Raw genomic sequence first — 11,406 nt, 5'->3', positions numbered from 1 at the left:
TTCTGATACGCCATATTCGCCGCTTAATTCTTTAACTGAATTACCCGAGTGATAAAGATCTACAATAGTCTTCTTGAATTCATTATTATATTTTTCACCTGTATTCTTACGTCCCAAGACGGACACATCCTCTCAAAAATCATTGTAAGGACTTAACTAAAATGTGTCCATGAAACTATACTAATTCCAATCTATTAAAGAAGGATGTATGGGTTGTAAACGAAGAGTTATTAAAAGAAGAAGTGTTATCAATTGAAAATTCTGTTGAAACAATAAATTTATTGGATGTAACACCGTTTGACTGGGATGTAGTATATTCCTTTGGACCATATACCCCGAAAGAGGATATTTATAAAACGGTAGGCTATAAATGGGATACCATTAGTGAAACTGTAAATGAAGGAATGAATCAAATTGTATTTTTGAATGATGGAAAAGTGGTCTGCTATTTCTATGGTTATCCTGAGAGTAATGGATATGGTATCTCTTTTGAATCTGAGAATTATAAAGATGCTGGTTATATGCTTTATATTAAAGATGATTTAAATTTTCAAGTAGAAAGAAGAGACAGTGTCGTATATTTGAGAAACTAAGTAAGGATATGAGTTTTTCAACTATCTGATGCTTTTTCTTACGGAACTAACGGGGCAGTTTAGTTGAATGAATTCATCCTTCATCGTTAATGGCTCCTTTCGTATGTAGCTTTGCACTTGTTTTTTAGTTTATGTCTAATGGGCGTAGTATTTACAGAGAAGAAAGCGATAATTACATGAGAAATATGTCCTCGGCTATTTCGATTTCGACCGAAAAAAGCGATTTGGAAAAATTCCAAATCGCTTTTTTTATAGTATTACTTTTTAGGTTTCTTATTTAAAATAAAGCGTAGTTCATTGATATCATCATCAGATAGGGTATCTTCCTGAATGAATTGGACAAGCATGGATTTCAAGGTACCTCCATAGATACGGTTGATGAATGATTCGGTCTCGGCACGCTGGCACTCTTCCTGTGTATAGAGCGGGTAAAAGGTGTAAACTCTTAGATTTTTATTGACACCTACTACATCTTTTTGAACCAATCGATCGAGAAGAGTGCGTATGGTTTTCGGCTTCCACTGGCTACTCTCCTGTAAGGAAACGATGATGTCATTTGCTGTTTGAGGGGCTTTATCCCAAAGCACGTTCATGATTTCCCATTCTGATTCTGATATGCTAGGAATGTTTTTCTCCATTTTTCTCCCCACCATTTTCTTGATAGATTCCTAAATCTTTTAAAATTGATAAAGTAATTTCTCCCGCCTTGCTTCCAGATGAATCATCTTCATTTTGTATATTGGTAGCAAAGAAATAAGTATTGTTCTTCGTCTCTACATACCCGATAAACCAGCCATTGATGTTTTTTCCATTCACAGTTCCTGTACCTGTTTTCCCTGATAGGCTAGCTCCCTCATTCTTTTCTAAGAGTAGGGCTTCCTTTACAGTTTGACTATGCAATTCCTTATATCCTAATTGATTGTAATAAAAGGCTTGCAGCAGTTGGACCTGCTCGACTGGAGAGATTTTCAATGAGGATTCGAGCCAGAATTCACCCAATCCCCCAGATACATCGGAATTTCCATAGTTTATCGCTTGTAGATTGGATTGTATTGTTTCGAATCCTGTTTTACGATCTAATGCTTGGAAATACCAGTTTACAGAATTTTGCAAAGCAGATGAGACATCGTGATCCATATTCCAAGCGTCATAGGGTTGCTCCGTCCCATCCCATGAAAGGGTGGATTCTTCGGGAGATATCACATTTGATTCTAGTGCAAATAAGGCACTATAGATTTTATATGTGGAATCAGGTGATACCCGCAATGTACTTTTCTCTTCATTATAAATGCGATATTGCTGTGCGGCATGATCATATAAAACAAAGCTTCCTTCATACCCTTTAAAGAATTGATGTAAATCCTCAGAAACCACTCCATCATTATTAAAATAGTATCGGTCATTTTCCGTCGTAAATGCGGAAACGAAAGGTAATTGGATTGTCAAAATGATACTGGCCAACACATAAATAAAGACGCTTTTTCTTATTGATTTTTTTGTGGAATGTTCATAGGCAGAAATTCGTTCAATTCGTTTTTTGATTTGAAGCTTCGAACCGTTTAAATGTGTCACCATCTGTAGTTTACTTGACCGTTTTGAAAGATCCAAAAAATTAATGATTGTATTTCCATATTCACTAAATGACTGATCATCTAGTAACTGTAAAACAGATGCATCACATGCGATTTCCCGATCCAATCTCATTTCTCTAAAAGCGAGCCAGACAAGGGGATTAAACCAATAAATGATTTGATAGAACAATATCACGTAATTTGTCAGCAAATCCTTGTTTTTATAGTGACTCAGTTCATGAAGAAAGATATACTCGTAATTTTTCAAGCTTAGCCAGTCTTCATGCTGGGAAGGCAAGACGATATATGTTTGAAAAAGCCCGAATATCATTGGAGATTGGACTCTTTTCGAAATGACAATCTTTATTGATTTTTTAATCTGTAGTCTTTTTTTGCATTCTTCGAAAAGCAGGAGAGCTTCTTGATTGGAAAACGGAGAAGAATAATTCTTTATCCTTCTAAGTGTGAGCCATCCACGAACCATAGTAAAGGTAAATAAAAGCATCCCTGACATCCATAAACCCATCACCCCAATATTAAGTAAGGACAGGTCCGGCCGATTGACCGATACAGAAAAGTCTTGTATTAGGTGCAGGCCTTGCATCATATCAGTTCCAGTCATTTTCATATTAGAGCTGGGTGCATTAGCCTGATATGTATCCCCACCGCTAAAGAGGGTACTAAAATTATATAAATCAGTGGGTATGAATGGAAGTGCTAAAGCCATAAAAAGAAACATCCACAAATGATAGTACCATTTTGCTGTTAATCGTCTTCCAAACCATTTTCGTATAAGTAGAATAACAGCAACGGAAAATGAAGACACCAATAGACCTATTATAAAATGGGTTAAATACATGTCCTTCAATACCAACTCTCTTGACTTTTAAATTTTAAAAACAGGTATATAGCATATTTATAGTGGCTTGAGGGTGAAAAAATAAAGAATTGACTTTATTTGATTACATATGTAATACTGTACTACAGATGTAATGAGACTACAAATGTAATCCGTTAAAACTCCTTGGTTTTTTCAATTCGTGCATAAGAGTCTAATCAAATAATAAGGAGGTCTGCATCATCATGAACAAAAGATAGGGTGCAAGAGTTAAAGATCCGGCTGCTATCCAAAGAGAATACATAATAAATATATTATTTTAGAAAGAGGTTGAATCTTATGAAATCATTGAGCAACATTTTTAGTACTTCCGCATTCAGAAAAATTATGCCTGTTCTATTTCTTTCATGTGCAACGCTTGTAGGTTGTTCAAACAATAACGTTAATACGGAATTAACTAAACCTAAAAAACAAGAAACCGCCGATAACCATGCTTTTGCTAAGCTTGAAGAAAAATTTGATGCTAAACTTGGTGTCTTTGCGTTGGATACTGGCACAAACCAAACAGTGACCTATCATCCAGATGAGCGTTTTGCTTATGCATCCACTCATAAGGCTCTAGCTGTAGGAGCACTTTTACAACAGAAATCAATAGAAGAACTTAATCAAAGAATTACCTATACACGTGAGGATCTTGTTAATTATAATCCGATCACAGAAAAGCATGTCGATACGGGGATGACTCTTAAGGAGCTTTCTGATGCTTCTCTTCGATACAGTGACAATACTGCTGCAAACCTTATCCTTAAACAACTGGGCGGCCCGGCTGGATTTAAAAAGGCACTGGAGGAAATCGGGGATAAAGTCACCAACCCTGAGCGAATTGAGCCAGATTTAAATGAAGTTAATCCTGGTGAAACTCATGATACGAGTACACCAAGAGCACTTGCCACTAGTCTTCAGGCTTTTACATTGGGAGATGCACTTCCAACTGAGAAACGTGAACTTTTAATAGACTGGATGAAGAGAAATACTACTGGAGATGCGTTAATTCGTGCTGGAGTGCCGAAAGGTTGGATAGTGGCTGATAAGACTGGAGCAGGATCATATGGTACGCGAAATGACATATCGATCATTTGGCCATCAAAAGGAGAACCTATTGTTCTTGCTGTACTTTCAAGTCGTGATAAAAAAGATGCCGATTACAACGACGACCTTATTGCTGAGGCCACAAAAGAGGTAATAAAGGCCCTTAAAGTCAAAAATAAATAGAACGTTAAGCAGCCTTTTTTAGTAGATTCATTCCCAAAACGATTGTTATGGTGATGTCTTCTTATCTGTGGAACTAGGGAGTTCCTGGCCTCAACATTCAATTTTAAAAGGTCAACCAGTAGAAAAACTGGTTGACCTTATTTTATTTAACTACTGGTTGGGGGATTAAGACCGAATTTCCCTCGTAGTATGCTACTGCTAAACCCTAGAAATCCTCCAACAATTGCTGGAATGATCCACCCCAGTCCGACATCGTACATAGGAAGAATTTCATTAAAAAAATTATTAATGGAAGAAAAGTGTATGCCAGCTCGATTCAATCCATCAAATAAACTGACTATAAATGTTAGAAGTAAGCTTCCTTGATACACTTCAGCCTTCCCTTTAAATAAAGAATGAAAAAATGTCAAGAAAATTAATACAATGGCTAATGGATAAATAGCTGTTAAGAGAGGAATGGAAACAGCAATTAACTGGGTTAGCCCAATATTGGCAACTATGGCACTAAAAATAGATAAACTAATAGCAATTGTTTTGTAAGGTACCTTTGGAAATAGTTTATGAAAGAATGAAGAACAAGATGTAACAAGTCCTACGCTTGTTGTTAAACAAGCTACTGTAATCATTAATCCTAACAATATCCCGCCATAAGCTCCAAAATAATAATCCGAGACTTTTGCCAAGATGGTGCCTCCGTTTTCCAGGTGCCCAAGTTTTTCTACACTTGAAGCACCCATATAAGAAAGAGCTGAATACATGGTTGCCAGGAAAAAGGAAGCAATTCCAGTTGCTTTTGCACAAACCATCATAATTTGTTTTTTTGTTTTAGCACCTTTTTCTTTAATGGCATTAATGATGATGATGCCAAAAACAAAAGAGGCAAGCGTATCCATTGTTAAATAACCTTCTCTAAATCCATTAAAAAATGGTTGAACTGAATAATTATTAATAGGTGCTTGAAAATCTCCGATTGGATGTTTAAAAGCAACCACTACTAGGATTCCAATGAACGTTATCTTGATTGGTGTTAATATTTTCCCGACAATTCCGACAACTTTCGCGGGATTGATCGAAAAAAGGCACGTAATGCTAAAAAAGATGATTGTGAAAATAAGTAAAGGTGCCGAGCCTGGACTGTCTGACAAAAAAGGTTTTACACCGATTTCAAAAGAAACGTTTCCTGATCTAGGTAAAGCAAATAAAGGACCAATGGCTAAATAAAGAACAGTTGTGAATACAATACCAAATACAGGATGGACCCGACTTGCTAACGACTGTAAATCATCTTTCCCCGAAAAACCAAGTGCTAACACACCGAGTAACGGTAAGCCAACTCCTGTTAATAAAAACCCTGCATTTGCTGGCCAGACATTCATTCCTGCAGATTGACCAAGCATTGGTGGAAAAATTAAATTTCCTGCCCCAAAAAATAGAGCAAATAACATTAAACCAATAACTAATATAAATGAAAATGGTACTCTAGTAGCCAAACTAAAACCTCCAAGAAAGAAATTAATTTTACTTTTAAAAAAAGAAATAATTTTCAAAAAATTGATAACAGACTAAATACATAAGATTGTATTATGACCTGATAAATAGATTTCAATATAGATTTTAAGTTTCTCCTTTTGGGCGGCTTTAATTAATATGCAATAAGGTTCTTTTTTAACGACAAGCAAATTGTTGTTACTACCATGAATGCGATTCAAATGATAATCGCTATGAAATGCAGAAAATCCCCCTACTTAGCCCCTTATTAGTGATATGTAATCATTAACTTAAATTCCATTTTATAACTATTGGTATATTGTAATACATACTTCTTTCTCTTTAAAGGATACAAAGGAGGAAAAAACAAGAAATAAAGTTGTCATTGGGGGGATAAAAGTGGCAGCTGTGAAAAACAGCGTATCAGATTAGTGAAACAAGAACTATAGTGGATTTAAATATAGAAGAGAATTAATGCAGATATAAATTAAGGAGTGTTTCCAACTCGCTTGAAAATGCAAAAATGCGTGTTGAGAATAATAGGACACTTAAACATGAAAAAGACTTTTAAAATTTAATTGGAATGTCATCTGTGAAAAATGCATAATTTGCTTATTTCGTTATCGGGGATATGATGGGTAGTAGTCACTATGAATAGCTAGTCAAAAGAGCTTAGATTGGAGTCTCCAAGCTCTATTGACTAGCCTTCGTCTTTTATTCAACTAATCTTCCATTATTAAGGGATTGCATAGACTTCGACGGTGAAGCTTTCTCCATCGGTGTTTTTCGGTCTGGCGATATAGAAATCTTCACTCGTTTTGATTTCTGACTCGGTCCCGTCTGTAAGATCATAGAAGATCGTTTCGTCGATACCGAAGCTGATGTCTTTCATGACATCGAATTTTGCATCTTTAGGACCGTCGACGATTTTCCATTGTAACTTGGTCGCGTAAGGAGGGATGTTCCCGATCGTGAAGTTATCACTTGATCGGTTATCCTGGCCGTCCTGGGGCTGGCCTTCCGATCGGATCGTCGCGATTTTCTCAGGAGCTTCGACCTCCACATTAAAAGCATCCCCATCCAGAATTCGGTCATAGGCGTACCAGGCACCGAGCCATGTCCCTGCAGCACCGTTCGAATCAGCGGAAATCATTCTTACAGAAAAATTATCCGATCCGTTCGTCGATGAACCTTCCCAGGTGGAAGCAAAAGGATATTCGTCACACTGCTTTCCTGTCCGATCCTCATCTCCGAACTCCCGGTCACAAATCCGTCTTGTCTTGTTCCTATTACGGTTGTATTCATCCTGATGACGTTTTGTATACATCCGTGTCAGAGTGCTGTCTCCCACGGCTCCCGGTATGTTCTTTCCAACCATTTGAGGCTTTGTCTGTTCTGGGTGGTCCATAGCGTCCTTCCAATGCTGGCCGGCTTCAGTTAGCATTTTGAATTCCGGCTTCGTGATCGGGACATTGAAGACCGGTGTGGCTTTGCTGAATACGGCTCCTTGCCGGAAATATTGATTTGGGAAAGCGAACATGTATTTTGCAGAGTCATAACGGACGGTCTGTTTAATGCCATCTATGCTTTTTTTGTATTTCCTTGCTGAATGGGTAAGGGTGAGTTTCGGCCAGAATTCCATGTATCCCAACTGGTCAGGATTTGAATCAGTTGCTGGGGGAGCTTCTGAGGTGAAGATTTCTGTATCGAAGTTCGTGTTTTTCCAGTGGGCGATCGTTCGTTCCGTCGGTGGATAGCCGGGATCCTCTTTACAGTCACCTGCGTTCAATTTCGATTCACATACCATATCGATTTTCAACTTGGCTCCATTTAAAGCTGGATCGGTCACGATGATATCGTCAAGTGTATAATAGATTCTCATGTTCCGGCTTTGGTTGGAACCATAACCTATTTCCGTGAATTGAAATTGAACCCCTGCGTTTATACAGATCCCTCCGATGCATTTTACTGGGACTTGATATGTCGCCACATGGGACCAACAGAAGGAATAACGGTTCTTGATATACCCTGTTTCTGAACTGCTGTCAGGACTTCTACGGCATTCATCTACAGTCAAGATATGATCATAGTCAAATTCCGGGGGCACCCATCCGACCGCGGTCTTGATCGGAGGTGCCAAGTTCGCTCTGTATGTCGCTTTACTTTGCTGGTCGGCCTCCATCAGTTCATCCAATGTCTGAATGCCTTCTTTTTGCTGGACTTGATCTTGTTTGATTTCAAGCTCCCCGAGGGATTTGCCTTGCTTCATCAGTTCGGTTGCCTGCTTGATCTTGTTGTCTGGGACCCAGTATCCTCCACCTGCTGAAGTTGCTTGTGTCTGTACAGGTGCATAGATGCCAAGGGACAAAAGCATGACAAGGACAATTGAAAAACAACGCTTGTGTAACCGGGACATTACAATTCCTCCCTTATTGAAAAGTAACAGCTGTTTATTACCCATGGACTAGTGCGCTATTAGCTCGGTGTGATTTAAATCGCTGATAGGTTACTACAAAATAAAATGTTTGACAATACATTCCAAATCAAATAATGCTATCAACCTACATTTTTTACCAAATGTTTTTTAAATAGGAAGATGGTGACCAATCCAAAAGACCTGATAAGGTTAATGACAATAAAGATGTTGCAATAAATAAAGTTGGTTAAAAACGGAAATGTGTTTAAGGCGATTGTTCAATAACAATCGAAGTAGGAATAACGTTCCTTTATATGTAGAAAAAACAAGGTAGAGGAGACTAATGGTTAAGCTTAAATATTTCGAACGTCCAGATTCAGTGCTTCTCGTTCATTATTGTGAAGTGGTTCACTTGAATGAACGGGTGATTAGTTCATACCGGGAAGATATGGGGACCTATTGGGTGACTCCTTAATCCCAATCATTCTTGCTTCGTCTGGCCCTTTCATTATTGGGAGTATAGATGGTTTATCAGAAACCTTGGCAAATTTTTAAAAATTTTTCTCTGGTCGTCGTTAGGATTGGTTGAAAAATAGAAAAGGGTTTGCTTTGTTTGGTTATGGCTTATCAGGTTTAGGAAGAATATCTTTGATTATTTCAGTTTCTGGTCGGTGTTTTCATATGGAAACTGATAGATTGTACGGGAAAGGGGATTTCTTTAAACATAATACAGTGTCAAACAACATAATTTTATTAGTAAAGGGAGGCCAGTTAGATGAATAACTTTGATTCAATTTGTGAACAATTTGCTACTCTCCTAAAAGGAAAAAGTAACGTAAATCAAGGTAGTTGTTCTGTATCATTACACCGCGATTTTAAGGTGATAGTTCAAGGGCGCCAAAGCAGTTCTGTTGTGCCGGCAGGAGTCTTATTTGAATCATTGGATCAAAGTGGTAATGCATTAAATTTGGCTGAAATCGCTGTTTTACAAGAAGAGATTCCTAGTTTTATTTATTCAATTGTCCAACAGGGTTTGATTGTGAGTGCCATACATAATCACTGGTTATTTACTGAACCTTTAATTATGTATGTTCACATTCAATCTATTGAGCCTCCATTAAATTTTGCAAAAAAGATGGTACACTCATTTTCATTTTTACGCAGTTATCCCGTTGCTTAAGAAAGTTTTAGTTATATGAAAAGGACGCAATTCTAGTACAAGTAAAATAGCTCACTACGAGTATAGTGTACAAAAGATTTTCTTCAACAATCGGGTGCGATTCTTTACTAAGAATGGATTTTCTTAATGAACGAATGAGTGGTTTAGCTGAGGATCGGAGCTGTCATTAAGGCAGCTTTTTCTTTATGCAACTAACGGGGCAGGTAGGTTAGTGAAATAACAATCTTTAGTAAATTTTATTTTGTTATAATGAAAATAAAATCTTAACGATTATTAGGAGATAAAATGTTCAAAAAAATTAAAACTTGGGCGAGGAATCTAAAACGACAAATTTTTATCCTTTACTTTGCTTGTAAAGATCCAAGAGTGCCTTGGTATGCAAAAGTATTTACGGCTTGTGTTGTAGCTTATGCTTTCAGTCCGATTGACCTAATACCAGATTTTATACCTATTCTTGGCTACTTAGACGATGTAATTCTCGTTCCAATAGGGATAATGATTGCATTAAAGCTGATACGAAAGAATATATTAACCGACTGTGAAGTTAAGGCAGAGGAAATGATGAAAAACGGAAAGCCGAAGAATTGGATAGTGGGCTCTATAATAGTATTGATTTGGGGCTTGATTATAATATGGGCTATTATAAATATTTATCGCTTAATGAAATAACGGGTGCGTTAGCTTATGATCGGAGCTGTCATTAAGGCAGCTTTTTCTTATGGGACTAACGGGGCAGGTTGGTTGCATAATGGATCTGGAAAATATAGGTTGATTAAGTTATGCTCTTAAACGTAAAATGAACTCAGGAGGATATATATGGATATATTGGTTGGGATAGCTCTTATACTTGTTGTATTTTTTTCTTCAAATATTATTGAAAAAAGATTAAAAAATATAGAAAAACAAAACAATCGTGGAATAGAAATTTTAGAAGAAATTAGAGATAAGAAATAAACGTTCTTTAACTAACGGTTTTTCTCTTATGGAACTATCGGGGCAGGATAGTTAAACAAAGATTGAGACCTTGTTGGAAGATTAATTTATGAAGTAAAGGAGGAAGTTTTAGATCAAACGATATATTTATTACCACAAAGGAAATTGGATAATAATTTAAATGAATATTGAGTTATTAGGAGTTAGAAGATGAAAATCAGGAAAGAGAAAAAGAATGGTCAGGGCGGCATTTTTAAAGACATACTTATTGAAATTCGAGATTCAATCTTATTTGAATTAGTTTGGAACATCTTAATGTTTATACCAAGAATGATGATTCGCTTAATCAAGAATATATTTGACTAGTCTAAATGAGTGCGATTCTTTAAGGTATCGCCTTTTTTGGTATGCTATGGGGCTGGTCAGTTAAACTTTATAAAGGAGTTGTGAGAAGTTGAAATATCGTAAAGCAAATATCGATGATATTGATAAATTGGTCGAGTTAAGAAAAAAGCAATTAGTTGATGAGGGGATAGAACCTAATATAGATATTGATAGAGAACTATATGATTTCTTTAAAAATAAACTAAGTGATGGTACTTTAATTCAATGGCTAGTGGAAGATAATGAAGAAATTATAGCTTGTGGTGCAGTAATTCTTTATGAATTTCCACCTTGTTACACCAATAAGACTGGAAAAAAGGCTTATATCACAAATATGTATACTAATGAAAATTATCGTGGGCAAGGAATCGCAACAAAGCTGTTAACTAAATTAGTTGATGAAGTTAAGATTTCAGGTATTTCACAAATATGGCTTGGGGCTTCAAAAATGGGTAGACCAGTGTATAAGAAGTTTGGTTTTATGGAAACTGATGAATTTCTAGAATTAAATATTTTTTAATGATTTGTGAAGTATAACACTTAAACTAACGGGTACTTTAGCTTCGGAGCTGTCTTTAAAGAAAATTGAATTTCTAGGTTTAATAATTGAATAACTTTTAGCAAATTGATATATTAATTTATAAATATGTAATCAATGATGTGATCAAGTAAATAAGGATTGTGAAACAGAAAATATAGCCTTGGCTGAAAGCTATATCACCCCTTCTTAT

The 11,406-nt window shown here is 36.5% G+C and carries 11 protein-coding genes and 1 other annotated feature (1 of these 12 cut by a window edge); of the genes, 7 read left to right on the top strand and 4 right to left on the bottom strand.

The window, feature by feature from the left end; all coding sequences use genetic code 11:
• The first annotated feature begins 242 nt into the window (after nt 1–242).
• On the top strand, nt 243–593 hold the full coding sequence (locus tag ACQKFG_RS27395; protein WP_427564194.1) for a hypothetical protein: 351 nt from the start codon (nt 243–245) through the stop codon (nt 591–593).
• Between the two features lie 257 nt (nt 594–850).
• Here ACQKFG_RS27395 and blaI read toward each other — a convergent pair whose 3' ends face one another.
• Nucleotides 851–1,231: a penicillinase repressor BlaI gene (gene blaI / locus ACQKFG_RS27390; RefSeq protein ID WP_192206661.1), complete on the bottom strand. Its 381-nt coding sequence runs from the start codon at nt 1,229–1,231 to the stop codon at nt 851–853.
• Nucleotides 1,212–3,023: a BlaR1 family beta-lactam sensor/signal transducer gene (locus ACQKFG_RS27385; protein WP_427564198.1), complete on the bottom strand. Its 1,812-nt coding sequence runs from the start codon at nt 3,021–3,023 to the stop codon at nt 1,212–1,214. The genes blaI and ACQKFG_RS27385 overlap by 20 nt, the downstream gene beginning before the upstream one ends.
• Before the next feature lie 318 nt (nt 3,024–3,341).
• Between ACQKFG_RS27385 and bla the strand changes: the two genes are divergently transcribed.
• Nucleotides 3,342–4,274 carry a class A beta-lactamase gene (bla, locus tag ACQKFG_RS27380; RefSeq protein WP_427564192.1) on the top strand — a complete coding sequence of 311 codons (933 nt, stop codon included), beginning with the start codon at nt 3,342–3,344 and terminating at the stop codon, nt 4,272–4,274.
• 146 nt (nt 4,275–4,420) lie between these two features.
• On the opposite strand, the gene brnQ is transcribed toward bla, so the two are convergent.
• Nucleotides 4,421–5,764, bottom strand: a complete 1,344-nt coding sequence (gene brnQ / locus ACQKFG_RS27375; protein ID WP_427564196.1) for a branched-chain amino acid transport system II carrier protein — start codon at nt 5,762–5,764, stop codon at nt 4,421–4,423.
• A gap of 734 nt (nt 5,765–6,498) precedes the next feature.
• Complete coding sequence (locus ACQKFG_RS27370) at nt 6,499–8,178, bottom strand: NucA/NucB deoxyribonuclease domain-containing protein (RefSeq protein WP_427564190.1); 1,680 nt, start codon at nt 8,176–8,178, stop codon at nt 6,499–6,501.
• A gap of 343 nt (nt 8,179–8,521) precedes the next feature.
• On the opposite strand from ACQKFG_RS27370, the gene ACQKFG_RS27365 reads away from it, so the two are divergent.
• The 5 genes from ACQKFG_RS27365 to ACQKFG_RS27345 all read left to right on the top strand — a co-directional run bounded on the left by ACQKFG_RS27365 (nt 8,522) and on the right by ACQKFG_RS27345 (nt 11,195).
• Entirely contained in the window at nt 8,522–8,653 is a 132-nt protein-coding gene (locus tag ACQKFG_RS27365) for a hypothetical protein (protein WP_427564188.1), read from the top strand.
• A 300-nt stretch (nt 8,654–8,953) separates the two neighbouring features.
• The gene (locus ACQKFG_RS27360; protein ID WP_427564186.1) at nt 8,954–9,358 is read left to right on the top strand and encodes a DUF1259 domain-containing protein; all 405 of its coding nucleotides are present in this window, start codon (nt 8,954–8,956) and stop codon (nt 9,356–9,358) included.
• A gap of 285 nt (nt 9,359–9,643) precedes the next feature.
• Complete coding sequence (locus tag ACQKFG_RS27355) at nt 9,644–10,027, top strand: YkvA family protein (RefSeq protein ID WP_427564184.1); 384 nt, start codon at nt 9,644–9,646, stop codon at nt 10,025–10,027.
• 147 nt (nt 10,028–10,174) lie between these two features.
• Nucleotides 10,175–10,312, top strand: coding sequence for a hypothetical protein (locus ACQKFG_RS27350; RefSeq protein WP_427564182.1), 138 nt, complete (start codon nt 10,175–10,177; stop codon nt 10,310–10,312).
• A gap of 433 nt (nt 10,313–10,745) precedes the next feature.
• The gene (locus ACQKFG_RS27345; protein ID WP_349730167.1) at nt 10,746–11,195 is read left to right on the top strand and encodes a GNAT family N-acetyltransferase; all 450 of its coding nucleotides are present in this window, start codon (nt 10,746–10,748) and stop codon (nt 11,193–11,195) included.
• 126 nt (nt 11,196–11,321) lie between these two features.
• Nucleotides 11,322–11,406 (top strand) — a binding site (T-box leader) (it continues 133 nt past the right edge of the window).

The sequence above is a fragment of the Peribacillus sp. NPDC076916 genome (assembly GCF_050269675.1).
Classification (GTDB): domain Bacteria; phylum Bacillota; class Bacilli; order Bacillales; family DSM-1321; genus Peribacillus; species Peribacillus aracenensis.
This window is presented reverse-complemented; position numbering and strand designations above follow the sequence as displayed.

What these genes read in the sequence shown, in the direction of transcription:
- blaI (WP_192206661.1), bottom strand. Translation starts at nt 1,231, where the DNA reads ATGGAGAAAAACATTCCTAGCATATCAGAATCAGAATGGGAAATCATG.
- ACQKFG_RS27385 (WP_427564198.1), bottom strand. Translation starts at nt 3,023, where the DNA reads ATGTATTTAACCCATTTTATAATAGGTCTATTGGTGTCTTCATTTTCC.
- bla (WP_427564192.1), top strand. Translation starts at nt 3,342, where the DNA reads ATGAAATCATTGAGCAACATTTTTAGTACTTCCGCATTCAGAAAAATT.
- ACQKFG_RS27370 (WP_427564190.1), bottom strand. Translation starts at nt 8,178, where the DNA reads ATGTCCCGGTTACACAAGCGTTGTTTTTCAATTGTCCTTGTCATGCTT.
- ACQKFG_RS27365 (WP_427564188.1), top strand. Translation starts at nt 8,522, where the DNA reads ATGGTTAAGCTTAAATATTTCGAACGTCCAGATTCAGTGCTTCTCGTT.
- ACQKFG_RS27360 (WP_427564186.1), top strand. Translation starts at nt 8,954, where the DNA reads ATGAATAACTTTGATTCAATTTGTGAACAATTTGCTACTCTCCTAAAA.
- ACQKFG_RS27355 (WP_427564184.1), top strand. Translation starts at nt 9,644, where the DNA reads ATGTTCAAAAAAATTAAAACTTGGGCGAGGAATCTAAAACGACAAATT.
- ACQKFG_RS27350 (WP_427564182.1), top strand. Translation starts at nt 10,175, where the DNA reads ATGGATATATTGGTTGGGATAGCTCTTATACTTGTTGTATTTTTTTCT.